The organism is Bacillus cereus group sp. BfR-BA-01311 (assembly GCF_022664295.1).
In the GTDB taxonomy this organism is placed as follows: domain Bacteria; phylum Bacillota; class Bacilli; order Bacillales; family Bacillaceae_G; genus Bacillus_A; species Bacillus_A cereus.
Window position 1 is genome coordinate 184,104 of sequence record NZ_JAKUHC010000007.1, and the last position, 23,792, is coordinate 207,895.

Here is a 23,792-nt window from a genome sequence, read left to right on the forward strand (position 1 = left end):
TACTAAATTGAGTTTCTTCTATTATATATGTTTCACGTTACAACTACCATTATAATACTCTTCATTATTTATAGGTACTAAGGCTATTATCTAATTCTATTATTGCAAAAATACTATGTAACAGACGAAAATCAAGGCGTAATTTTTTCCATACTTCGACTGATTTTGTAACAATTATATCGATATTTTATTAAATTTCACCTCATTTATATATTTTCACGCCTAAAAAGATTATCGTTTCATAACTAAATTTCCATTCAAACAGTAAAATAAGCTATTTTTGTAAAGCTATAGATATCATCAAGAAATATTACCGTAACATTATTAACGTTACAGTAATTGAAATACTACTCATTTTGTGTTTCATATGCCCTAATACGCCAAAAAACAACAAGGAAGCGCTATCAGGATATTTATGGAATTGTTACAGAATATTAATGCCCCGTTACGAAAGCTTTGTAATTTTATGTTTTTCGCAAATAAGAAAATAATGGTTGCTATAATGAGGTCAACGAAAACAAATGCAATGGAGGCTATTATGAAAAAATTTATGGGTATAGCAACAGCAGCGGTTTTTGGTCTTGGGATTTTCACAACATCTGCTAAAGCAGAAACAATCGTAACGACTGACGTACTAAACGTACGAGAAAACCCAACTACTGAATCAAAAGTTGTAGGAAAATTATTAGATGGATATAAAGTAAATGTTTTACATACAGAAAATGGTTGGTCAAAAGTTCAATTGAATAGCGGTAAAGAAGCTTTCATAAGCGCTGACTATACAAAAGACACTTACTACGTAACAGCAAACGTATTAAACGTACGTGCTGGGGCAAACACAGACTCAGAGATTCTTGGTAAGTTGAAAAAAGATGATGTAATTGAAACAACACACCAAGTACAAAATGATTGGATTCAATTTGAATATAACGGAAAAACAGCTTATGTTCATGTTCCTTACTTAACAGGTAAAGCACCAGTTAAAGTTCAACCAGTAGCTAAAGTTGAAAAAACGACTACAGTTCAAGATACAGCTAAAGTTCGTGAAGCAGCTAAAGCTCAGGAAGTAGCTGAAACTCAAGCAAAAGCTAAAGCAGTGGAAGCAACTAAAGCTCGCGAAGCAGCTGAAGCTCAAGCAGAAGTTAAAGCTCAAGAAGCGGCTAAAGCTCGTGAAGCAGCTAAGGCTCAAGAAGCAGCTAAAGCTCAGGCAGATGCTGAAGCTCAAGCAGAAGTTAAAGCTCAAGAGGCAGCTAAAGCTCGTGAAGCAGCTAAAGCTCAAGCAGATGCTGAAGCTCAAGCAGCGGCTAAGGCTCAAGAAGCAGCTAAAGCTCGTGAAGCAGCTAAAGCTCAAGAGGCAGCTAAAGCTCGTGAAGCAGCTAAGGCTCAAGAAGCAGCTGAAGCTCGTGAAGCGGCTAAGGCTCAAGAAGCGGCTAAAGCTCAAAAACCAGCTACACAACAACCTGTTGCAAAAGAAACTGAAACAAGTGCACCATCATCTTCTCGTGAGTTACGTGTTGTAGCAACAGCTTACACAGCAGATCCACTTGAAAATGGTTATAAAGCAGGCGACCAAGTAAAATCAGCTTTAGGCCACAACTTAACAGCTAATCCAAACATGAAACTAATTGCAGTTGATCCAAGTGTCATTCCATTAGGTTCAAAAGTATGGGTTGAAGGTTACGGAGTAGCAATCGCTGGTGATACTGGTGGAGCTATTAAAGGTAATAAAATCGACGTTTTAATGCCAGATAAAGGTTCATCAAGTAGCTGGGGACGTAAAACAGTTACAGTTAAAGTATTAAACTAGTTATAAAAAAGAGCCAGTCTCATCGTTGAGACTGGCTCTTTTTTTACTCTATTAAACTACTGAAAAATAACATAGTAAATGAAATTATATCAACGATTTTTCAAATATATCTATCGTAACCTACAATATATCAACGATTTTTCGAATATATCTATCGTAACTTATAATATATCAACGATTCGACAAGAGATATCGATTTACCGACAAATTTTGACGTTAAAAGTACTTTAATATTAAAAAGGCGGTCCAAAATTTGGAACGCCCCCTATCTTCCCTATTCCACACAAGTAAACTGCGTCCAAGCTCCTACATAATCTAGTAAGAATAACTCTTCTTCTGCAATTGTACCGACAATATTTTTCCGTTCATCTATCGGCATTTCTTTCAGAATGATTTGCAGTTCACCTTTATACTTACCAAATGAATTGTTTCCAATTACAACTTGCCCTCTTTCCTGCAGCACACTTTCACGCACTGGGAAGTCATAATCTTTGTACTTTTTACGTACTTCTGTAGAACGTACCATATACTCTGTTATGTCGCCGCGCCTTACGTGTAATTCTTGCAGCGTAGCTCTCTTCTCTACTTCAGTCGCTTCGTCTACAAAGTGCACTTTTAGCTGTAACATGTAGCGATTTAAGTTTCCTAGTTTCTCTAACTCTTCCTCACTCGCATAAGCATTTCCGATAATGACATCATCAATTAACCCTGTTGCCCATAAATGCTTCGCTTGTACTTCAATTGGTAAATTACGATGCTCTTCTAATGTACATAATCCATCGTTAATATCCCATGGACCGATGTTTGCGACATGTGATGTAATAAAGGCTGCACTGCGAATACCATGCTTTTTAAAGCGTTCACTACAGCGAATGAAATAATCGTATGGAAGACCAGTGAATTTTTGTGGATAAAAATTATGGCAACCAATTAAAGCTGATTTATTCGCTTGATGCGAAAGAATATTTTCTAAGTACGCAATATCGTTACTTACATTTAACTCAATTTTTAAACCGTACGGATTATTCGTCATTTTCGCTTCCGTTAATCCGTCAAAACCTACATCTAAACGAATACCGTCTGCGCCTAATTCTGCGAAAAATGATAGATCGCTATAACTAATACCAAGCTGATCAAACACAGCTGGAGCTACATCTAAAATAACTTCCATATTGTTATCTTTTGCGTGATTGATAATCTCTTTAAATTCAGCTACAATTTCTTCTTTCGGACGATTCACAGATAACAAACAAGTAAATATTCTTGAGAAACCGTGTCGTGCCGCTGCGGAAATATAAGCCATATCTTTTTCTTTCGTTGAATGTTCTGGATAAAGTGAAATTCCTAATTTACGCTCCATGCTTTTGCATCTCCTTCACACGTTGTATTAATGCCATGCTCGTAAATCTATATTTTGCAGATAAACACGTTGCACATAAAATTGTCGGTACAATAATTACGTACGGTGATTGCAATCCTAACATTACATATGCACCCATTGAACAACCGATAAATAAAACTGATACTAGTAGTAACACTAATAAAGATTTACTTTGTACCCATTTCGAATAATGGGCAATACACTGTCCGACCACGAATGTAATTAAGATGATAATTGCTCCGAGCATTCTGTTTTCTCCTCTCCTGCTAATTGTTGTTTCTCATACATTTTGAAGAATGGATAGTAAATAACGAATGAGATGACAAAGTTAACAAGTACAAGTACACCAGCCATAATTGTCCAGTCCGTACTAATTACCGCTGCAATTGGTGCTAACATCGTAAATGGCAGTTTCGCCATCATAAGTGGAATCATACCTGAAACAACTGCAAAATATGATACTGTCGTTGTCACTAACGGTGTAATAACGAACGGAATAATTAGAATTGGGTTCATTACAATCGGTGCCCCAAAAATAATTGGTTCGTTAATATTGAATAAACCTGGTACGAATGATAATCTACCTAACTCTTTTAGGAACTTAGATTTAGAGAACATAAACATAATTACTAAAGCTAACGTTGAGCCTGATCCGCCAATCCATACGAACCATTGAATAAATTGCTCTGTAAATAAGTTTGGTAACTGATGTGCATTTCCTGTAGCCGTGAATACTTCCATATTTTCAAGAATTGCTGAATCCCACATCGGACGAATAATTGGTCCTAAAATCGCTGGTCCATGTATACCGAATGACCAGAAAAACACGATTAAGAATACTGTTAATAAACCACCGAATAAATTATTTCCTACTAATACTGATTTTAATGGTGCGATTAAATATGTGATCGTTGTATTCACATCAAATTTCAAACCGTAGCGAATGCCCCAGAATAAAAGAATAACTGCTAATGTTGGAATTAATGCTGCAAACGAATTTGAAACTGCTGGTGGTACACTATCTGGTAATTTAATCGAGATATTATGCTTAATCATAAAATGATAAATTTCTACTGCAATTAATGCTGTAACAATTGCGCCGAATAAAGACGTTGCACTTAATGTTCCTACTGAAATATATCTCCCTGCATCAATAACACCTGGTACAGCTTTCGTAATTTGAATTGGTTCAACTGATGCTAGTAAAAAGGCGAGTACAGATAATAACCCTGCACTTAACTGATTGAGCTGATAAAAGTTCGCGAGCGAAGCCCCTACACCAAACGCTGCGTATAACGCCATTAGTCCTACTGTAAATCGGAATGGAATATCTAAAATATGGCGAAACGGTGCGATCCATTCCATATATGCATCAATTGGTAAATTTAAAAAGATAACAAAAAATGATCCGACGATCGTTAACGGTAATGTAGAAATAACCCCGTTTCGAATTGCTAATAAATGTCGTTGTCCTGCAATCTTTTGCGTTGTTGGCATAATCTTTTGTTCCATAAAACTCATAAACCCATTCATTAATAGCCCTCCTCTTTCTCTCTACTATAAAAGAACGAAATAAACTTTATAACATTATAATGTTTATATTTAAAAAGATATAATTATGCTAAAACTAATTGTTCTGCTTGCTTAAGCACCTTCAAACCATCACACATGCCATAATCTCGTTGGTCTATAATCGCAACTGGTATATTGTATGAATTTGCAAGAAACTCTACAGCTGGAAATAAATATTTCACCTGTGGGCCAATTAAAACGACATCGGCTTCCTTAATTTCAAGCTTCACTAGTTCTGAATCAACTGCCTTAATTTTATAATTCTTCCCCTGTTTCTTTGCCTCTTCTTGCATTTTTCTTACGACCATACTCGTTGACATACCTGCTGCACAACATAATAAAATGTACATCTTATACGGTCACTTTCTCTTCTACTCGTTTATGAAGAGCAATAAATTCTTCAGCCAGTTCTTTCACTGTAATTGCATTCATTAAATGATCTTGTGCGTGCACCAACAGTAAACTAATTTCTGCATGATTTCCTCTTGCCTCTTCTTGAATTAAATCCGTTTGAATACGATGCGCTGCTGAAATTTCCTCACTAGCAAGTTTCATCTTTTCACCGGCATTCCCGAAATCTCCTTGTCTTGCAAAAGCAATTGCTTCAAGCGCCGCACTTCTCGCATTGCCACCATGTAAAATTAACGCAAATGGAGTTTGCATATCAGCCATTTTAAATTCCCCCAAGCTATATGTTTTCTATATTTCCATCTTATTATGAAAACGCATACAATTAAACATAAAAAACTTCCGTTATGTAACGGAAGTTTTTATATACTTTTTCAAAATGATAATAAAATCTCTTGAAAATCTTCAATTACCTCGGTCTGAGTAAGTTTCTCTATCGTAGTTTGACTAGACATAATATCATATAAAAAATCATAAAGCCTTTGCAAATCTTCATTATTATTGCGCTTTACACTAAATAAAATAATTACTTGTACTTTTTTATCTCCCCAATCAACAGCCTTTTCAAGTGTGCAAAACATCAAAAAAGTTTCCTCACTTAATAACTGCATCGGATGCGGGATTGCAACTGAATTCCCAACCGCTGTCGGAGACGTATTTTCTCTTTCCATAACAGAAGCATAAAAGTTTTCTGGTACATAGCGTTTCTCAGCAGCTTTCTCACATAAAAACTGAATAACATCCTCTTTCGTAGAAGCACTATAATTTAAAAAGATTAAATCTTCCTTAATATAAGGCTGCACACTAGTATTCACATGCGTAAACAACCGCTGACCAATCGATTTAATCTCTTTATCATCAAATATTGAATTCACTTTTATAACTGGAACAGGCAAGCCACTCGGTATATGAATCGTACTAATAATACAATCTATTTTTTCTTTATAAAGATCTTCTACTTTCAATTGATAATAGCCTGTAATACCTACAATCTCTAATTTATCTCGGAACTGTGATAAAATTTTATATTTTAATAGTTGGGCACTTCCTTGACCAGTCGCACAAACTAATAAGCATCTTTTCTTTTGATTTTGCTCCTGCAAACGGCTCATAGCTCCACCGAAGTGAATTGCAATATAACCAATTTCACTTTCAGGGATCGATTCACCCGTATATTCACCAATGATATCTCCAACGAGAACCGCAATTTCAAAAGCATACGGATAATTCTTTTTCACTTCTGCCAAAAGAGGATTTCTCGTATTTAACTTATACTTCAAACGATTTAATAACGTTTTTAAATGAATACCAAATCCAAATAATAATTCTTCATCATAATAAAAAATAAGATTCCGTTCTTCCGCTACTTTAAAAAGAATATGTTGCATAAATGCATATATATCTTTCCCTAATAGCTCTTCTATATTTTCATAGCGATTTCTCGTTGTAACAGCAGTACTTAATAAATGCATCGTCACATATAATACTTCTTCTTCTGGAAATGAAAATTTTAACGCTTTCTCTAAATCTCCTAAAATCTGCTTCGCAATTGTATATTCTTTCTTTATTATAAGTTCTGATTGCTCCGCATGCAGTCCTTTCATATAATGTTGACTTTGACAACGCTTTAATGCGATTGCAATATGAATGACTAAATTATCAATTTCTATATCAGATAAATATATTGTTCCGCCTTCAATATACTTTAATATAATTGAACGAATGAGTGATATATGCGGTAGCGATAAATATGTCTCCGTCTGCTCAAATTGCTCATGAAACGGAGTATGGTCATAACGCGGTAAACCATATTGTGATAAACAAGAACGAATATTAAATTCCTCTCCAACAATACGTATACCATAATACGGTCTCTTCTCAATTTGTAATTTATAGCGACCACATATATCTGTAACATCTTTCATAATTAAATTGACCGTTGATTTGCTCACATACATCTCTTCCGCTAATTCTGAAAGCTTCACATATCCCTCTGTCATTAAAACACGCTGCAGAATGTACGCCATTCTTTCTTCATAAGAAGTTGGGATCTTTTCCGTCTGTTTTTGAAATAGACTCACACAAAAGTCTTCAAATTTCTTCTTTTGTATAATTTCTAATTCGTACCCAGTCCCTCTTTGCGATTCGATTTTCGCTCCGTTTTCTTCCAATATATCATTTAATAATTTTATATCCTTTTGAATCGTCTTCGTCGATACATGTAAACGGCCCGCTAAAAAAGCTCGATTTAACATCGATTTCTCTTCTAAAAATCCCTCTAAAATAGAAATTAATCGCTGATGCACCTTTGTCATAGCTCTTCCTCTCGCTCTTTATATATAAAGGGGGAAAAGCTGCTGAAATCAGTAGTTTTTCCCCTTTATATTCTCTCTATTTCTTTAATGTAAATCCGAATTTATCCCATGCTTGTAAATAGTCTAGTAAGAAAATCTCTTCTTCTACAATTCGACCAACTACATTTGTTTTTCCTGTATTCACCATATCTTTTAATGCAATTTGTAATTCGCCTTTATACTGACCATATTGTTCATTATCAATTAATAAATCCCCACGCTTAATTTCACGCGTATTATGAGGTTTAAACTCTTCTTTTTTATATTTCACACGACTTTGTGTAGAACGAATCATATATTCAGATACATCTCCGCGATAAAAATGTGGTTCGTTTAATACGATAATTCTTTCTAGTTCTGTCGTTGTATCATATATTTCTATATCAAATGTTTGTTTCTCTTTATTTAATGCACCTAGTGCTTGTAATTCTTCTTCTGACGCATATGCGTTTGCAATAATAACATCATCAATTAATTCCGTCGCGAATAAATGTTTCGCCTGTGTTGTCATCGGTAATTCACGATGCTGCTCTAATGTACATAACCCTTCTGTTACTGGCCAAGGTCCATATGTTGCATCAAATGATGAAATAAAAGCAGCCGTTCTCATACCGTAATCTTTAAATTGTTTCGAGCATTTAATGAAATGATCGTATGATAACCCTGAATAACGATGCGGATAAAAATTATGACAACCAATTAAATTTTCACGATTTGGTCTATGACTCATAATGTTATCTACATACTTCGTACCATTGCTCATATTAATCTCAATTTTCAAACCATACGGATTATAAGTCATAATTGATTCTTCTAATCCTGAAAAACCAACATCTAAACGAATACCGTACGCACCCAATTCATGGAAGAATGATAAATCATTATACGAAATACCTAATTGTTCAAAAACAGATGGACTAATATCCACTAATACTTGGAACCCTAATGCATTCGCATGTGAGATCGTTTCTTTAAATTCTTCAATAATTTTCTCTTTTTCTCCATCCACAGATAATAAACATGTGAACACACGTGTAAACCCATATTTACTTGCTAATGTTAAATACTCCTTATCTTTCTCTACTGTTGAATGTTCTGGATAAATAGAAATACCTAATCGTCTCATATGTACACGCCTCTTTCTTCATCATATTGTAAACCTTTTCAAATATATGTAGTGAAAAAGTATATATCCCCTTCTTGTTCACTACTCCTTTGAATCCGCTTTCTTTAAAGAAAAAACAATTTCTATCATTCTTAACACCTACAAGTCTATACATCTATACTTTACATCTTTTTTTCATAGTTGTGTAGCCTTTACACAAATTTGTCAGTTTTTCACCTTAAAAATTGTTATCCGTTTTCAAGACACCTTCCTTGACTGTTGCATTGGCCAATACATATACTCGAAAGAAAAGAGAAAATTTTATATAGGGGATGAATATATGGGAGAAGCAATACTCGTAAAACGAGAACCGTTATGGACAAAAGAGTTTGTTGCTTTAATTTTTGCAAACTTATGTATGTTTTTAGGGTTTCAAATGTTAATTCCAACCTTACCTGTTTATGTGAAAGAAATTGGTGGCACAAGTTCAAATATCGGATTTGTTGTCGGCATGTTTACCGTTGCGGCACTTTTTGTTAGACCGCTAACTGGGAACGCCTTGCAAAAATTCAATAAAAAAATCATTTTAATGATCGGTACTGCTATCTGTTTACTCGCTATGGGCAGTTACCTTTTCGCCTCAACTATTTTTCTCTTGCTTGCTGTTCGTATTTTGCACGGAGCTGGTTTCGGCATTACAACGACTACATATGGAACTGTCGTTTCTGATTTAATTCCCTCAGCTCGCCGCGGAGAAGGCATGGGATATTTTGGTCTTTCTGGAACACTTGCAATGGCCCTCGGTCCACTTATCGGACTATGGCTTATGCAAACATATAACTTCACAATTCTTTTTTTATGTGCATTATCGTGCACAATTGTTTCATTAATATTAACGAAACTACTTCAAATCCAAAAAACGAAACAGCCTCCACAACAATCATCTAGTACTTTTCTCGATGGATTTATTGAGCGTAAAGCTTTACTTCCTTCATTATTAATATTATGTATTACATTAATGTACGGAGGAATCGGAAGTTTTATCACACTATTTGCTACAGAAGTCGGCATAGCTGATATTAGTCTCTTCTTTTTATGTAACGCACTAGCAATCGCTGTGACACGTCCATTCTCTGGAAAGCTATATGATGCGAAAGGCCATACATTCGTCATCATTCCGGGAGTTATTATAACGTTTACAGGTATTATTTTATTGTCGTATACGACGACAATTCCGAGCTTAATTATTGCTGCAGCATGTTACGGAAGTGGTTTTGGAGCGATCCAACCTGCACTACAAGCATGGATGATTGACCGCGTAGCACCGCATCGACGCGGCGTAGCAACTGCTACATTCTTCTCCGCATTTGACCTTGGAATCGGCGCTGGAGCGATTATCTTTGGATTTATTGCTCACTTTACAAACTATGCAACTGTATATCGTTACTCCTCTCTATTACTTATTGCTTTTCTCTTCATTTACATTACAAGCATAAGAAAACAAAAGCATGGCGATAAAAACACGGAAAAAGCTGCTGGATAATTCAGTGGCTTTTTTATCATGTTAAAAGAATTGTTTTCCCTCATTTTGCTGTTCTAAAACTACATGCATTTCCCTACATATTTTTTTAACGTTCATCAAAAAATATACGATGAACTTGCATACGCTTTCCTTGATATTCGACTGAACAACATTATTCTAAAAAGTGTGATTTCTTTACAAAATTAAGATTTATACAAGATAAAAACCAATGAAATGCAGTTGTTTCTTTAAGGGATTGTAAACTTTTATTCCCTTTGTAAATTTAGTGTAAATTTTACTAGCAAACCGTTTACAGTGACTCAAGGTTCAGTTAATAATTACATCGTACATGAAATTTAAGGAGTGGAATGCGTGGAATATAATGTTCAAGATATGATCTTCCAGTTCATTGGTGGATTAGGTATTTTCTTATTCGGGATTAAATACATGGGCGATGGACTGCAACAAGCAGCTGGAGATCGTCTTCGCGATATTCTAGATCGTTTTACAACAAACCCACTTATGGGTGTACTAGCAGGTATGTTAGTTACTGTATTAATCCAATCCAGTTCAGGAACAACCGCTTTAACAGTCGGACTTGTAAGTGCCGGATTTATGACATTAAGACAAGCAATCGGTGTTATTATGGGTGCAAACATCGGTACGACAGTTACTGCATTTATTATCGGAATTAAAATCGGAGAATATGCTCTCCCAGTTATGGCAGTTGGAGCAATCTTACTATTCTTCTTTAAAAATAAAAAAGTACATTCTGTAGGTCAAGTTGTATTCGGTTTTGGTATGTTATTCTTCGGTTTAGAATTAATGAGCGCAGGTATGAAACCTCTTCGTTCTTTAGAATCATTCCAAGAATTAACAGTGAGCATGAGTGATAATCCAATTTTAGGAATTGTTGTCGGTACAGTCTTTACTTTAATTGTACAAAGTTCAAGTGCAACAATCGGTATTTTACAAGAACTATTCGGTCAAGGTGCAATCGATTTACAAGCAGCTCTTCCTGTATTATTCGGTGATAACATCGGTACAACAATTACAGCTGTATTAGCAGCAATCGGTACTTCAATTGCAGCAAGACGTGCAGCATTAGTTCACGTTATCTTTAATATTATCGGTACAATTATCTTTACAATTTTATTAATACCATTTACAAGTTTAATTCAATATTTCCAAACATCATTAAACTTGAATCCAGAAATGACTATTGCATTTGCACACGGAACATTTAACGTAACAAATACAATCATTCAATTCCCGTTCATTGCAGTGTTAGCATGGATTGTAACAAAAATTATTCGTGGTGAAGATGCAGCGATTGACTTCAAACCACAACATTTAAATCCAATCTTTATTGAACAATCTCCAGCCATCGCTTTAACTGAAGCTCAAAAAGAGATTATCCGTATGGCTGAGTTCTCATTACATGGATTAAAAGAAGCAAATCAATTTTTAAATACACAAGACAAAAAACACGCAAACATGGCTACTCAATTAGAAGGAGCTATTAACAATTTAGATAAAAAAATTACCGAGTATTTAGTTTTACTATCAGAAAAGCCACTTTCACCTACGGATTCTGAAAAACATTCTGTTTTAGCAGGTGTTGTTGGAGATATTGAACGTGTCGGTGATCATGTAGAAAATCTTGTAGAACTTGTAGATTTCCAAATTTCAAACCGTGTTTCACTATCAGATGAAGCATTAGCTGAATTAAACGAAATGCTTGAGTTAACAATTTCAACACTGCAAGACTCAGTTGAAGCTTTAACAAACTTCGATACTGAACTAGCTCAAACTGTTATTGCCAAAGAACGCAAAATCGACCAAATGGAACGTGTTCTTCGTAAACGTCACGTATTACGTCTAAACGAACGCAGCTGTTCAGGTGATGCAAGTATCATCTTCGTCGATATGGTAAGTAACTTAGAGCGCATTGGTGATCACGCTGTAAATATCGCTGACGGTGTTTTAGGTGAACAAGGAAAAATTAATCTAAAACAATCATTATAATAAGAAAGAGACGCTAACTTAAGCGTCTCTTTCTTATTATATTTTAACAACTGTCCTTCCTTTTAACTTTCCTTGCAATATAAGTGCAAACTTCTTCTCTAATTCTTCTAATGTACATTCTTCTGTATAAGATAGTAACTCTTTATTTCCCCATTCTTTCGCTAAAAGCGTCCAAACATCTCTTCTCACATCTACTGGGCATTGCACGGAATCTATCCCTAAAAGGCTTATACCTCGTAAAATAAACGGATATACCGTTGTTTGTAGTTCCTGGCCTGCCACATTACCGCATGTCGTTACACAACCACCATACTTTACTGTTTTTAAAGCTGTTTCTAGCATATGTCCACCTACAGTATCGATAACTCCCGCGTATATCCCTTTTAACATCGGTCTTCCTGATTCATCATTCAATTCCGCGCGATGAATCACCTTTTTCGCTCCTAGACGTAGCAGCATATCTTCCTCTTCCATTTTTCCTGTCGCTCCTACTACGTTAAACCCTAGCTTACTTAATATACTAACAGCTACACTCCCTACGCCGCCTGTAGCACCCGTTACTAAAACATCTCCCATACTAGGCTTGACTCCTGCTCCAATAAGCTTATATACCGACAAAGCCGCAGTAAAACCTGCTGTCCCATACATCATACTTTCCTTTAATGACATTCCTTCCGGTAAAGGCACGACCCAAGATGATGGCACGCGAATATATTCTCCGAAACCACCAGAGGTATTCATACCTAAGTCATATCCCGTTACAATAACTTGATCTCCTGCTTTAATGGTAGCATCTTCACTACTCACAACCACTCCTGCAGCATCAATTCCTGGCGTATGAGGATATGTTCTCGTAACACCCTTATTACCAGTAGCTGAAAGAGCATCTTTATAATTTAATGAAGAATAATGAACTTGTATGAATACGTCTCCCTCAGGTAAACTACTTACTTCTCTCTCAACAACTTTTCTTACAAACTGATGATTTTCCGTTTCGTTCACAACGATTGCTCGGAATGATGTATGATTCATTATGCTCTCTCCTTTATCCGTCAAATTCTTCTTTATTATATAGAAGAAATAAGTAAGCTTACTCATTTCTTCTTGGCTATATTTCAACAAATCTTACTTCTCTATCACTTTCTCACAATACATATTTTCATTTCTACTAAAACAACTTATACTTATTCTACATCTAAAAAAGATAATATAGAAAATCTGACTTTTTATAAATATATTGAATTTTTACGAAATGTAAATGTTTTGTAATGTTTTTTTTCGCTAAATTTCATTATAATAAGTGGATATGAGTGTCGTATTTCAATCCAAATGAAGGAGTACAGGAAATGGAGCAAAACCCATCTTTGCAAGAAAATACACGCAATAAACCGAAAAAAAATAAGAAAAAAATAAAAATTATTATAAGCGCTATACTATTCGTTTTATTAATAGGCGGCGGTTATACTTGGTTTTTAGTAAATAAAGCATCTTCTGCTGTTCGAAATGCCGCACACGATTTAGCACGCGGTGATAAATCTGATTTACGAGATAAAGCTGTAAAACCTATTACAAATAACGTCTCTGTTTTAATAATGGGTGTTGATGAAAGCGATGTCCGAGGAAAAGAATATGGTGAAGCTATAAGAACAGATGCGCTTTTACTTGCAACATTTAATAAAGATAGCAAAACTGTTAAACTATTAAGTATCCCACGTGACACATATACTTATATCCCAATAGAAAAGAAAAAAGATAAAATTACACACGCTCATGCATTCGGTTCTGCTAAAAACGGAAAAAATGGTGGACCACAAGCAAGCATTGATGCAGTTGAAAAATTAATGAATGTTCCTGTCGATTATTTTGTGAAATTTAACTTTAAATCATTTATAAAAATCGTCGATGACTTGGGCGGTGTTGAAGTTGATGTACCAGTTGAATTTACTGAGCAAGATAGCAATGATAATGCTGAGGCAATTCATCTAGAAAAAGGTGTTCAAAAGTTAAATGGCGAAGAAGCTCTTGCTCTTGCTAGAACAAGACACATCGATAGCGATGCAATGCGTGGACAACGTCAACAACTCGTTATCGAGGCTATTTTAAAGAAACTAACAAGTGTTGGTTCTGTAACAAAAGTTGGCAACATCATTGATGATATTAACGGACAATTCGTTACAAACTTAACATTTGATGATATGCTTTCATTCTATAAATATGGATCGGATTCGGAAATTGAGAAATTACAAATCCAAGGTGATGATTGCTATATGGCAAAAGGTGACGATACATGTAGCAAATCTGCTGGTGGTGGTCGAACTTACTACTACAATCCAGATAAAAAAGAATTAGCTAATGTTACAAATGAACTTCGTACTCATCTTGGGCTACCTGCATATACAAAGTCTGACTCAGACTCTGATTCGAAAAAGACAAAAGAATCTAAGTCTGAAAATTCAAGTGAACGCGAATCAAGTAACAATGAAGTGAAAAATAAGAACAAAAATAGCAGTGAAGATACAGAAACATCGTCTAACGACAATGAATAGTAAAGAAGCCGTACTCTATGGAGGTAGAGTACGGCTTCTTTTTATTTCTTCAGAATTAAAAATCAGAACTTTCTAACTATCTTTTTTAATATTTTTAAATTATAATAAATAGTAGCAATCTATTCCAATTATCAGGGGGCTCATACATATGAAAGCTGCAGTAAAACATAACATCTCAGATTTTAAAGACTACTTAAAATCCAACGATATATACATGGAAGAAAATATAGATGAAAATGATGGCTCTGTTCATTTTTCAGTAGGATTAGAGACTGAAGCTGGCGCAAAAATTCAACTTATCGCTGCTTTCCAAAACGAACATCCTACGGTGGATATATACTGCTTCAATGTTGCTCACGTACCTGATGCAACATCAACAAATGATATTTTACATGTCATCAATGAATTAAATACATCTTATCGCTTTGCAAAATTCACATTAAATAAGCAAAATGCAATTGATATTTCAACATCTCTTGCATTCTCAGAACCAAACTTTAATCCAGCACTTGTCTTTGAACATACGAGAATGCTATATAAATTAGCGAATGACGAATATAAAAACTTAATGAAAGTTATTTGGGCATAAATAAAAGGATGGGCTGCAAGCAGCCCATCCTTTTATTTCGATATCATATCAATCCACATCTTAATAGCAGTGCCGACAATTAAAATCGATAACATATATTGTAGTACTTTTTGATTTATCCTCTTCCCGACTCGCGCTCCAAGTGGCGCAGCAAATATACTTGCAACCGCAATAATTAGAGCTGGAATGATAACTACTTGTCCAGTAATCACTTTTCCAGTCGTAATCCCTACTGAGGAAATAAACGTAATAGCGATAGATGTCGCTATCGTCATGCGCAATGGTAATTTTAAAATAACTAGCATAATAGGAACTAAAAGAAACGCACCTCCAGCTCCAATAATGCCCGAAACACCTCCTACAATAAACGCTAACACACTTGCTAACCATTTATTATACTTAACTGCTCCACTATTATTTTTCTTTGGTACAAACATCATCATAGCTGCAATGGTCGCCAATACTGTATAAACAACATTTACAGCGTGTTCATCTAATAGATTTGCACTAAAACTTCCTATAAAACTTCCTATTAATATACTAGCTCCCATATACACAACTAACATTTTATTCATATCAGTACTTTTCCGATATGCCCAGGCGCCTGCAAAAGTTGCAAAGAATACTTGTACCGCTGTAATACCGCTCACTTCATGTGACGTATAGCCAGTAAATCCTAACAATACTGGAATATATAAGATCATCGGATAATTAATAATTGCACCGCCAATTCCAACCATTCCTGATATAAACGATCCTATAAACCCAATTATAAAAAGTAATAATACTCCACTCACCTTACATCCCCCTCCTTCTAAAAAGAAGGTGATTAAATGAATAAGTTTACATTCCCATCCGAAGCATCTGCTAAATATGCCCCTACACCTGCAAACTCTACGCCTTCCATAATCTCTTTCTCTTTTAACCCTAATAAATCTACTGTCATTTGACAAGCTACAAGTTTAATCCCCTGTTCTTTTGCCAAATCAATTAAATCTGGCAAAGGCATTGCATTATGTTTTTTCATAATGCCTTTAATCATCTTTGGTCCCATACCAGCAAAATTCATTTTGGATAACCCCATCTTATCAGCACCGCGTGGCATCATTCTTCCAAATACTTTTTCTATAAATGTTTTCTTTACATTCACATATTCATCTTTCCTTAAAGCATTTAATCCCCAGAAAGTATGAAAAATAGTTACCTCTTGATCATACGCTGCTGCACCATTTGCAATAATATAAGCAGCCATTGCTTTATCATAATCTCCGCTAAATAAAACGATTGTTGTTTTCTTCTGTTGTTCCATATTGTTCTCCCTCCAATTACCTATAGGGGTATTTTTTCATGGAAATTGTTTCTCCCTATTCTACTTTTCCTTCCCAAGCTAACATACCACCTACCACATTGATTACTTGAAAACCGTAACTTTCTAAAAATTGAACAGCTCTTGCACTTCTCCCGCCAGAACGACAAACGATAATATACTCCTTCTTTTTATCCAACTCATGCATACGAAACTCTAATAGTCCTAGTGGAATATTACACGCTTCTGGAATTTTCCCTTCGGCTACTTCTTCTACTTCACGTACGTCCACGATATTTACTGCTTCTTTACGTAACAATTTTTCTTCCAATTCTTTTACTGTCATTTCTTTCATTTTAAATTCCCTCCTCACAAACCATTCATACCGCCTGAAACATTGATAACGTGCTGAAATCCTAATTTCTTCAATACCTTTGCTGCTTGCTTACTTCTCATTCCACTTTGGCAAATAACGATTACTTCCTTATTCTTATCTAATTGATTCGCCTTACTTGCTAGATCATTTAGGGGGATATTTTGAAAGCCTTTCATATGATTCCCTCTATATTCACCTACTGTACGGACATCAATAAAATACTTCCCCTTTTTCCCCACTATACTTTTCAATTCTTTGCCATTTATATTTTGAACACCTTTCACTGGTAAAAATCGTGAAATAACAAACCATGCAGCAAGTACAATGAAAAGCGTACTTAATATTATGTTCATATAACCAACCTCTCTATATTTACAAAACTATTGCTTCACTACGCCTTCCTAATCCAAAACTTCAGCACATCGCCTTCTTCTTCAAGCTTTACGATGTCATGGCCACATTTATTTGCCCACGCTGGAATATCCTTAACTGACCCTTTATCCGTTACATGTATTTCTAACACTTCTCCAGTTTGTAGAGCATCCATTGCTCTCTTTGTTCTTACAATCGGCATTGGACATGCTAAACCTTTCGCATCTAATACTTGTTTTATATTCATCATCAATTCCTCCATTTTTTATTTATTTCATTATTCGTGCACTGCACAACGATTTGGACCAATCTCCATTTCACGCTCTTTATCCACGCTTGGGTGAATTTTCCCCATATTCGTTTGACGAATTTCTTCATATGCATTTGGCTGAGGTGGTAAGTTTTCTGTTACAACTTTACGGAACTCTCCCTCATCCTCAATATTTAACCCCGCATTATTCGCAAACAAATCTTTTAATTTTGCGCTAACAATACCACTTTCGTTCATTTCACTTACTTTTGAATAATGAGCCGGTAACACAACTAAATTTTGAGATAGCTCTTTATATCGGCTATACAAAGTATTACGTAAATCACTCACCCAATCTTCAGCCTTACCAGCAAGATCAGGACGCCCAATTGAATCTACAAATAAAATATCACCTGATAATAAATAAGAATCATCTACAATGAATGACGTACTTCCAATCGTATGCCCTGGTGAGTATAACGCGTCAATTTCAATTTTAGTACCCCCCACCGTAATAACAGATCCTTCAACGAGCGGTTCGTATGAGAAAACGACTTCCTCCGCATCTTTTGGCGGTAACCAATACGTACCCCCTACTTTTTCCGCTAACTTACGTCCTCCAGAAATATGGTCTGCATGTAAATGTGTATCCATTACATTCTTAATCGTAACGCCATGCTCTTTCGCAAACTCTTCATATGCCTCGGCTGTCCTTACCGCATCAATAACTGCTGCTTCACCGTTTGAAATAACCATATATGATAAACAACCTTTTCCAAGACGGTTAAACTGATACATACTTCCGCCATCTTTTAAATCTCCCACTTTTATAGGCTTTACATATTCACTCCAAGCCTTCATACCACCAGATAAATAATAAATATTTTCTAATCCAGCCTCTGTTAATTGCTCTGCCACAAATATAGAAGACCCTTCTTTTGCACATACTACTAAAACATCTTTATCTTTAGGTAGTTCACTGACAATATGATCTACACCATCTAACAAGTCAAAATAAGGTTTATTAATAGAAGAAACTTGTTTCCCTTCAATTTTCCAATCTTCATAATCCGCCTCATTACGAACATCTAAAATGAATAACTCTCCGAATAAAACTTTCTCTGCAACATCTTTTGCTTGTAATGCTTTAACATCCATCTCATTACCCCCATAGGTATATTTTTATTTAAAAAATTTTATTTTTCCACATTCCCTTTCCACTCTAACATGCCTGGGATGACATTTTTCACATTTGCATAACCTTTCTCTTTCAACATGTGGCAAGCTACATCACTACGGTTACCAGTTCGACAAATAACATAAATTTGCTTCATCTTATCTAATACTGCGCTGTCTAATTCACCTAATGGTATCGAAATGGCGGATGGAATATGGCCAAAAGCAAATTCCGCTGCTTCGCGAACATCTAATACAATGCTCTCTTCTCCATGAGACAATATAGACTGTAATTCTGCATTCGTAATTGTATGTGGATATTTCACAACTTCATTCACTTCATGCTCGTTTGCTTTCCTAACATAATGCACCAATACATCACCCTCGTGTTTCGTTCCGATATATTGATGTCCTACTTTACTCGCCCAACTTTTTATATCTACCGTAGATCCTTTATCTGTTGCCTTAACTTCAATCACTTGCCCTGGTGCTAATCCTTCTATCGCCTTCTTCGTTTTCACAATCGGCATCGGACAAGCCAAACCTTTACAATCTAAACTCATATCCACTTTTATACTCATAATCGATTCCTCCACAATTCATACACACATACCTGTAGGGGTATATTAAAACGTTTTTGAAAATCTGTCAACACTTACGTTTGACAGATTATCGGCTTTTTACAAGTAATTGAACAGCTTCTTTAATTAACTCTTCATTTGAACCATTACCACTTTCAAACTGTTCACGCAAACACTGCTCTAAATTCGTTCCAACAACGAGTCCAATTGTACGATCAAGTGCAGAACGAGATGCTGTTAACTGTGTAATAACTTCTCGGCAATCTTTTCCTTCTTCCATCATACGAAGCACACCACGAACTTGACCTTCAATACGTTTCAATCTATTTTTCATATCTTGATTATATTCCATTCTATAATCACCTCATTACCATTATGTCACCATTTATAACCTATGACAATATATTATACCCTATAGGGTATTTTGTAAACCCCTATTTTTAATTTTTGTCTTATATGTTCGCGAAACAAAAATTAAAACCTTAATCTATAGGTTTTCATCTTTCACTAAATCTTGAAGTAGAAGATGAAAAATATCAATATACAACACGTTCTGGCAATACTGTCCCATACAATTTAAAACCACCATCTACATTCTTTACCTTATATCCTTTTTCCATTAACATACGTGCTGCAACATACCCTCTCATACCAAGTTGACAAGTGATATATATTTCTTTGTCCATTGGCACTTCATCCAATCTATCACGTAATTCATCTAACGGAATATTAATAGAACCTTTAATCATTCCTTGTTTTAGTTCATTGGGCTCCCGAACATCTATAAGATATCCACCATTGTCAACAATACGATCTATTTCATGCCATTGTACCGTTTCCACAAAACCATCTACTATATTACTTGCGGCATACCCCACCATGTTTACTGGATCTTTTGCAGAAGAATACGGCGGGGCATATGATAATTCTAAATCCGGTAAATCGATTACAGTTAAGTTTGCCTTCATTGCCGTCGCGATAACATCTATACGCTTATCTACCCCGTCACGCCCTAAAGCCTGTGCTCCGTAAATTTTTCCGCTTTCTTTATTAAAGATTAATTTTATTAGCACTGGCGTAGCATTCGGATAGTATCCCGCATGAGAATTTGCCTGTACATGTACTACCTCATAGGGTATATTTAATCGTTTTAATATTTTCTCATTTACTCCAGTCGAAGCAACTGTTAAATCAAAAACTTTAGCCACAGAAGTTCCCATCGTACCTTTATATAAAGAATCCGTATGACCATGAATAATATCTGCTAACATGCGACCTTGACGATTAGCGGGCCACGCTAAAGGAATCATCGTTTCTGTTTCTGTAACAAAATCTTTCACTTCAATCGCATCACCAATTGCATATACATATGGGTCAGATGTTTGAAATTTCTCATTTACCTTTATCGTTCCTCTAACTCCTAATGCTAATCCTGCATCTTTCGCTAAACTACTCTCTGGTTGTACACCAATTGCTAAAATAATCATATCTGTTTTTATAACTGAGCCACTTTTTAAACGTACAACAGTCCCATTCTCTTCTAACGCATCTACACTATCTTCAAAAACAAGCTCAACATTGTGCACCTTCATATGCTCATGTACATATGCCGCCATTTCGTAATCGATTGGTGGCATCACTTGATTTGCCATCTCTACAAGAGTAACCTCAATCCCGCGTTCTCTTAAATTCTCAACCATTTCCACTCCAATAAATCCTCCACCAATAACCGTCGCATGACGTGGTTTCTTCTCATCAATATACGCTTTTATACGATCTGTATCAGGTACATTTCGTAACGTAAACAACGCCTTCGCTTCTTCAATGCCCGGAATAGGTGGAACAATTGGTTTCGCCCCTGGTGAAAGAATCAAAACATCATATTCCTCGTTATATGTTTCATCTGTAGTTACATTCTTTATCGTAATTGTTTTCTCTTCTTTATTAATCTTTACAACTTCACTCAATACACGTATATCTAAATTAAAACGTTTTGACATCCTTTCAACAGTTTGTACTAATAACTTTTGTCTTTCTGTAATGACACCGCCAATATAATATGGCAATCCACAGTTTGCGAACGAAATGTATTCACCGCGTTCAAACATAATAATTTCATCTTCCTCACTTAAACGACGAAGCCTTGCAGCTACTGATGCCCCGCCAGCAACTCCGCCTACTACAACAATTTTTCTAGACATATGTCAAACCTCCATACTATTTATTATTTAATTCCCTCATATATCACACATATAAAACCTATACCTGTACGGGTATATAATAAATTATAAAAAATTTAATTTCAATCAATATGTCTTTCACAAATTTGAAACAAAAAAAGAACTTAGATATTTCCAAGTTCTTTACGAATGAATCAATCCATCGTTCTATTATCATACTTCCTATAATCTCTTTGTAAAACTATACTCCATGTTTCCGCCTAGGGCTGCCGCTGTATCACCAGTTTCTCTAAAATCATGTGTATATATTTTTTCAAATGAACCGAAATCTACTTGCTTATAAAATTCAAAACAAGGGAATCCATCATGCTCCCCTTGAATATCAATACTACCATCCTGTTTCACACATACATTTAATACATAATCCACAGGAGGTGCATATACATTTAATGGATTACTTGCACTCGCACTCATTTTGAATTGCACACCTTCAGAATTCCATGTGATATCAGTGCACACAATATTTTCTGTACTTGCTTTCCCTGTTCTTTTACTCACAGAACCATCTGGACTTGTAATCTTCTCGGTCGTAATACCCGTGTTCGCATATGAAAACACTTCTTCTTTATAGAAATCAACTACTACCTCTTGCTCAACTCTAGAGCGCATTGCATTTACCGCATACGGTGTGAATTCACGTGAATCACCTTCGAATTGAATTACTTTTTCTGTTTCCATATCCTTCTTAGCCTCAGTCCAAGACATTGGAATAAATACACTGGCTCTAATTTTCACGATATTAGTCATAAGAAACACCTCTATAATTTTATTTTAGATGCTGAATGCTTATTAAATAAAACAGACCATAATTTCAATCCTAAAACCAATAGATTTCTCTTTTACTTTTCTATTTCCTTCTAAAAAATAGCGCTATATTTATGTTTAGACTGTCGTTTTAAAGCTATATTCCATCTCTCCAGCTAGTGCTGCTGGGGTATCATCCGTTTTTCTGAAATCATGTGTGTATATCAATTCAAACGAACCAAAATCTACTTGTTTATAAAATTCATAGCAAGGGAAACCATCATGTACACCTTCAATATTCACAGTGCCACTTTCATTAGCTCGTATAGTCAAAAAATAATCAGCTGCAGGTGCTGCTGCGTTTAAAGGATTACTTGCACTTGCTCTCATTTCAAATGAAACTTCATCTTCACTCCATACAATATTTGTACATACAATGTTTTCTGTACTTGTTTCTCCCTTTTGATACTCAATTGAGCCATCTGAATTTGTAATCTTCACGGTGACGATACAAGCATCTGCATATGTGAAAATTTCTCTTTTATAAAAATCAATATTCACTTCTTGTTCTAACCTTGAACGCTTTGTGTTCACAGCTTGTGGTGTAAACTCACGTGCATCTCCAGCATATTCAAACACTCTTCCTGTTGCAGGGTCCTTAATAGGTTCCAGCGATGCATACGGTGCAAATACACTCCCTCTAATTTTCACGATATTAACCATGTGAAACCTCCATTGATTCTATATTATATAAATCATTATTTGTTCTACCGACATAATATAGTCAATTTGATTGACTATATTATGTATAGTACAATAGGCATTACACATAGTCAACTTAATTGACTACAAGCGCGGAGGTTATATACATGGATCAAACATTTAACGAGTTAGATCTTACATCGCTTTTATCATTATCATTTAGCACATTAATCACTGAGCTACATGACAAATTAAGTGAATTAGGATTTGAAGATATTAGGCCAGCACATGGTTTTATGTTCAAACGCATCCTTCCTAATGGGGCAACTGGTATAGAGCTAGCTGAGTATTTGGGGATTTCCAAACAAGCTGTAAGTAAAATGGTGGATTCTCTTGAGAGTAATGGCTACGTTACACGTAAAACACATCCTACTGATAAAAGAGGTAAAATCATCGTTTTAACCGAACGTGGTTTGTCAGTAATGAAAGTAAAAGAAGAAATAGTAGCTGAAATAGAACAGCGATGGATTGAAAACATAGGTATAGAACGAATGCAAATACTGAAAGAGGATTTAACAACATTCGTTACTAAAGAAAATACAGAGAAATTATCATCAAATATACGACCTGTCTGGTAAACAAAAAACGAATCCATTTTGATTCATCTTCTTCAAAATGGATTCGTTTTCTACAGATGTATTAAAAATCATTAATTTCTTTAAATTTTATTCTA

General features: G+C 35.3%; 25 protein-coding genes. 6 read left to right on the forward strand and 19 right to left on the reverse strand.

Going from position 1 to position 23,792, the window contains the following annotated elements; translation table 11 throughout:
- Positions 1-415: 415 nt before the first annotated feature.
- Positions 416-1,807, forward strand: a complete 1,392-nt coding sequence (gene entC / locus MR136_RS18105; RefSeq protein WP_017673126.1) for a cell wall-binding protein EntC — start codon at positions 416-418, stop codon at positions 1,805-1,807.
- Between the two features lie 274 nt (positions 1,808-2,081).
- On the opposite strand, the gene MR136_RS18110 is transcribed toward entC, so the two are convergent.
- The 7 genes from MR136_RS18110 to MR136_RS18140 all read right to left on the reverse strand — a co-directional run bounded on the left by MR136_RS18110 (position 2,082) and on the right by MR136_RS18140 (position 8,648).
- Positions 2,082-3,167 carry a DUF871 domain-containing protein gene (locus MR136_RS18110; RefSeq protein ID WP_000440054.1) on the reverse strand — a complete coding sequence of 362 codons (1,086 nt, stop codon included), beginning with the start codon at positions 3,165-3,167 and terminating at the stop codon, positions 2,082-2,084.
- Positions 3,157-3,435 carry a hypothetical protein gene (locus tag MR136_RS18115; RefSeq protein WP_000900048.1) on the reverse strand — a complete coding sequence of 93 codons (279 nt, stop codon included), beginning with the start codon at positions 3,433-3,435 and terminating at the stop codon, positions 3,157-3,159. The genes MR136_RS18110 and MR136_RS18115 overlap by 11 nt, the downstream gene beginning before the upstream one ends.
- Positions 3,411-4,721: a PTS sugar transporter subunit IIC gene (locus MR136_RS18120; protein WP_001013053.1), complete on the reverse strand. Its 1,311-nt coding sequence runs from the start codon at positions 4,719-4,721 to the stop codon at positions 3,411-3,413. Before MR136_RS18120 ends, MR136_RS18115 begins: the two co-directional genes overlap by 25 nt.
- Before the next feature lie 83 nt (positions 4,722-4,804).
- Positions 4,805-5,110 (reverse strand): PTS sugar transporter subunit IIB, encoded by a 306-nt coding sequence (locus tag MR136_RS18125; RefSeq protein WP_000275642.1) that lies wholly within the window; start codon positions 5,108-5,110, stop codon positions 4,805-4,807.
- Between the two features lies 1 nt (position 5,111).
- Complete coding sequence (locus MR136_RS18130; RefSeq protein WP_000774631.1) at positions 5,112-5,432, reverse strand: PTS lactose/cellobiose transporter subunit IIA; 321 nt, start codon at positions 5,430-5,432, stop codon at positions 5,112-5,114.
- A gap of 110 nt (positions 5,433-5,542) precedes the next feature.
- Positions 5,543-7,483: a BglG family transcription antiterminator gene (locus tag MR136_RS18135; protein WP_017673125.1), complete on the reverse strand. Its 1,941-nt coding sequence runs from the start codon at positions 7,481-7,483 to the stop codon at positions 5,543-5,545.
- 76 nt (positions 7,484-7,559) lie between these two features.
- Positions 7,560-8,648 (reverse strand): DUF871 domain-containing protein, encoded by a 1,089-nt coding sequence (locus MR136_RS18140; protein WP_001253349.1) that lies wholly within the window; start codon positions 8,646-8,648, stop codon positions 7,560-7,562.
- A 319-nt stretch (positions 8,649-8,967) separates the two neighbouring features.
- Between MR136_RS18140 and MR136_RS18145 the strand changes: the two genes are divergently transcribed.
- Together MR136_RS18145 and MR136_RS18150 are read left to right on the forward strand one after the other, a co-directional pair.
- Positions 8,968-10,170 carry an MFS transporter gene (locus tag MR136_RS18145; protein WP_000503245.1) on the forward strand — a complete coding sequence of 401 codons (1,203 nt, stop codon included), beginning with the start codon at positions 8,968-8,970 and terminating at the stop codon, positions 10,168-10,170.
- A gap of 351 nt (positions 10,171-10,521) precedes the next feature.
- Complete coding sequence (locus MR136_RS18150) at positions 10,522-12,177, forward strand: Na/Pi cotransporter family protein (RefSeq protein WP_000456278.1); 1,656 nt, start codon at positions 10,522-10,524, stop codon at positions 12,175-12,177.
- Between the two features lie 36 nt (positions 12,178-12,213).
- Here MR136_RS18150 and MR136_RS18155 read toward each other — a convergent pair whose 3' ends face one another.
- The gene (locus MR136_RS18155; protein WP_001016967.1) at positions 12,214-13,209 is read right to left on the reverse strand and encodes a YhdH/YhfP family quinone oxidoreductase; all 996 of its coding nucleotides are present in this window, start codon (positions 13,207-13,209) and stop codon (positions 12,214-12,216) included.
- A 314-nt stretch (positions 13,210-13,523) separates the two neighbouring features.
- Between MR136_RS18155 and MR136_RS18160 the strand changes: the two genes are divergently transcribed.
- Positions 13,524-14,723, forward strand: coding sequence for an LCP family protein (locus MR136_RS18160; protein ID WP_000437391.1), 1,200 nt, complete (start codon positions 13,524-13,526; stop codon positions 14,721-14,723).
- Positions 14,724-14,871: 148 nt separating this feature from the next.
- A complete protein-coding gene (locus tag MR136_RS18165) occupies positions 14,872-15,312 on the forward strand; it encodes a hypothetical protein (RefSeq protein WP_000642362.1) in 441 nt (146 codons plus the stop codon).
- 32 nt (positions 15,313-15,344) lie between these two features.
- Here MR136_RS18165 and MR136_RS18170 read toward each other — a convergent pair whose 3' ends face one another.
- The 11 genes from MR136_RS18170 to MR136_RS18220 form a co-directional block, all read right to left on the reverse strand.
- Positions 15,345-16,109: a sulfite exporter TauE/SafE family protein gene (locus tag MR136_RS18170; RefSeq protein WP_000017249.1), complete on the reverse strand. Its 765-nt coding sequence runs from the start codon at positions 16,107-16,109 to the stop codon at positions 15,345-15,347.
- Positions 16,110-16,141: 32 nt separating this feature from the next.
- Positions 16,142-16,621: a DsrE/DsrF/DrsH-like family protein gene (locus MR136_RS18175; protein WP_017673123.1), complete on the reverse strand. Its 480-nt coding sequence runs from the start codon at positions 16,619-16,621 to the stop codon at positions 16,142-16,144.
- A gap of 55 nt (positions 16,622-16,676) precedes the next feature.
- Positions 16,677-16,973: a rhodanese-like domain-containing protein gene (locus MR136_RS18180; protein ID WP_000661817.1), complete on the reverse strand. Its 297-nt coding sequence runs from the start codon at positions 16,971-16,973 to the stop codon at positions 16,677-16,679.
- Positions 16,974-16,987: 14 nt separating this feature from the next.
- Entirely contained in the window at positions 16,988-17,347 is a 360-nt protein-coding gene (locus tag MR136_RS18185) for a rhodanese-like domain-containing protein (protein ID WP_001021479.1), read from the reverse strand.
- A gap of 38 nt (positions 17,348-17,385) precedes the next feature.
- A complete protein-coding gene (locus tag MR136_RS18190) occupies positions 17,386-17,616 on the reverse strand; it encodes a sulfurtransferase TusA family protein (protein ID WP_002093886.1) in 231 nt (76 codons plus the stop codon).
- A 27-nt stretch (positions 17,617-17,643) separates the two neighbouring features.
- Positions 17,644-18,774, reverse strand: a complete 1,131-nt coding sequence (locus MR136_RS18195; protein WP_000382623.1) for an MBL fold metallo-hydrolase — start codon at positions 18,772-18,774, stop codon at positions 17,644-17,646.
- 38 nt (positions 18,775-18,812) lie between these two features.
- On the reverse strand, positions 18,813-19,373 hold the full coding sequence (locus MR136_RS18200) for a sulfurtransferase TusA family protein (RefSeq protein WP_017673122.1): 561 nt from the start codon (positions 19,371-19,373) through the stop codon (positions 18,813-18,815).
- Positions 19,374-19,461: 88 nt separating this feature from the next.
- On the reverse strand, positions 19,462-19,725 hold the full coding sequence (locus MR136_RS18205) for a metal-sensitive transcriptional regulator (RefSeq protein WP_000456206.1): 264 nt from the start codon (positions 19,723-19,725) through the stop codon (positions 19,462-19,464).
- 184 nt (positions 19,726-19,909) lie between these two features.
- Positions 19,910-21,574, reverse strand: coding sequence for a CoA-disulfide reductase (gene cdr, locus MR136_RS18210; RefSeq protein ID WP_017673121.1), 1,665 nt, complete (start codon positions 21,572-21,574; stop codon positions 19,910-19,912).
- Between the two features lie 201 nt (positions 21,575-21,775).
- The gene (locus MR136_RS18215) at positions 21,776-22,360 is read right to left on the reverse strand and encodes a DUF3238 domain-containing protein (RefSeq protein ID WP_000182101.1); all 585 of its coding nucleotides are present in this window, start codon (positions 22,358-22,360) and stop codon (positions 21,776-21,778) included.
- 135 nt (positions 22,361-22,495) lie between these two features.
- The gene (locus MR136_RS18220) at positions 22,496-23,080 is read right to left on the reverse strand and encodes a DUF3238 domain-containing protein (protein WP_000247265.1); all 585 of its coding nucleotides are present in this window, start codon (positions 23,078-23,080) and stop codon (positions 22,496-22,498) included.
- Positions 23,081-23,226: 146 nt separating this feature from the next.
- Between MR136_RS18220 and MR136_RS18225 the strand changes: the two genes are divergently transcribed.
- A complete protein-coding gene (locus MR136_RS18225; RefSeq protein WP_000372891.1) occupies positions 23,227-23,697 on the forward strand; it encodes a MarR family winged helix-turn-helix transcriptional regulator in 471 nt (156 codons plus the stop codon).
- Positions 23,698-23,792: the final 95 nt, after the last annotated feature.

What these genes read in the sequence shown, in the direction of transcription:
- MR136_RS18160 (WP_000437391.1), top strand. Translation starts at nt 13,524, where the DNA reads ATGGAGCAAAACCCATCTTTGCAAGAAAATACACGCAATAAACCGAAA.
- MR136_RS18185 (WP_001021479.1), bottom strand. Translation starts at nt 17,347, where the DNA reads ATGAACATAATATTAAGTACGCTTTTCATTGTACTTGCTGCATGGTTT.
- entC (WP_017673126.1), top strand. Translation starts at nt 416, where the DNA reads ATGGAATTGTTACAGAATATTAATGCCCCGTTACGAAAGCTTTGTAAT.
- MR136_RS18190 (WP_002093886.1), bottom strand. Translation starts at nt 17,616, where the DNA reads ATGATGAATATAAAACAAGTATTAGATGCGAAAGGTTTAGCATGTCCA.
- MR136_RS18180 (WP_000661817.1), bottom strand. Translation starts at nt 16,973, where the DNA reads ATGAAAGAAATGACAGTAAAAGAATTGGAAGAAAAATTGTTACGTAAA.
- MR136_RS18225 (WP_000372891.1), top strand. Translation starts at nt 23,227, where the DNA reads ATGGATCAAACATTTAACGAGTTAGATCTTACATCGCTTTTATCATTA.
- MR136_RS18195 (WP_000382623.1), bottom strand. Translation starts at nt 18,774, where the DNA reads ATGGATGTTAAAGCATTACAAGCAAAAGATGTTGCAGAGAAAGTTTTA.
- cdr (WP_017673121.1), bottom strand. Translation starts at nt 21,574, where the DNA reads ATGTCTAGAAAAATTGTTGTAGTAGGCGGAGTTGCTGGCGGGGCATCA.
- MR136_RS18110 (WP_000440054.1), bottom strand. Translation starts at nt 3,167, where the DNA reads ATGGAGCGTAAATTAGGAATTTCACTTTATCCAGAACATTCAACGAAA.
- MR136_RS18125 (WP_000275642.1), bottom strand. Translation starts at nt 5,110, where the DNA reads ATGTACATTTTATTATGTTGTGCAGCAGGTATGTCAACGAGTATGGTC.
- MR136_RS18205 (WP_000456206.1), bottom strand. Translation starts at nt 19,725, where the DNA reads ATGGAATATAATCAAGATATGAAAAATAGATTGAAACGTATTGAAGGT.
- MR136_RS18130 (WP_000774631.1), bottom strand. Translation starts at nt 5,432, where the DNA reads ATGGCTGATATGCAAACTCCATTTGCGTTAATTTTACATGGTGGCAAT.
- MR136_RS18120 (WP_001013053.1), bottom strand. Translation starts at nt 4,721, where the DNA reads ATGAATGGGTTTATGAGTTTTATGGAACAAAAGATTATGCCAACAACG.
- MR136_RS18215 (WP_000182101.1), bottom strand. Translation starts at nt 22,360, where the DNA reads ATGACTAATATCGTGAAAATTAGAGCCAGTGTATTTATTCCAATGTCT.
- MR136_RS18140 (WP_001253349.1), bottom strand. Translation starts at nt 8,648, where the DNA reads ATGAGACGATTAGGTATTTCTATTTATCCAGAACATTCAACAGTAGAG.
- MR136_RS18145 (WP_000503245.1), top strand. Translation starts at nt 8,968, where the DNA reads ATGGGAGAAGCAATACTCGTAAAACGAGAACCGTTATGGACAAAAGAG.
- MR136_RS18135 (WP_017673125.1), bottom strand. Translation starts at nt 7,483, where the DNA reads ATGACAAAGGTGCATCAGCGATTAATTTCTATTTTAGAGGGATTTTTA.
- MR136_RS18115 (WP_000900048.1), bottom strand. Translation starts at nt 3,435, where the DNA reads ATGCTCGGAGCAATTATCATCTTAATTACATTCGTGGTCGGACAGTGT.
- MR136_RS18220 (WP_000247265.1), bottom strand. Translation starts at nt 23,080, where the DNA reads ATGGTTAATATCGTGAAAATTAGAGGGAGTGTATTTGCACCGTATGCA.
- MR136_RS18165 (WP_000642362.1), top strand. Translation starts at nt 14,872, where the DNA reads ATGAAAGCTGCAGTAAAACATAACATCTCAGATTTTAAAGACTACTTA.
- MR136_RS18175 (WP_017673123.1), bottom strand. Translation starts at nt 16,621, where the DNA reads ATGGAACAACAGAAGAAAACAACAATCGTTTTATTTAGCGGAGATTAT.
- MR136_RS18200 (WP_017673122.1), bottom strand. Translation starts at nt 19,373, where the DNA reads ATGAGTATAAAAGTGGATATGAGTTTAGATTGTAAAGGTTTGGCTTGT.
- MR136_RS18155 (WP_001016967.1), bottom strand. Translation starts at nt 13,209, where the DNA reads ATGAATCATACATCATTCCGAGCAATCGTTGTGAACGAAACGGAAAAT.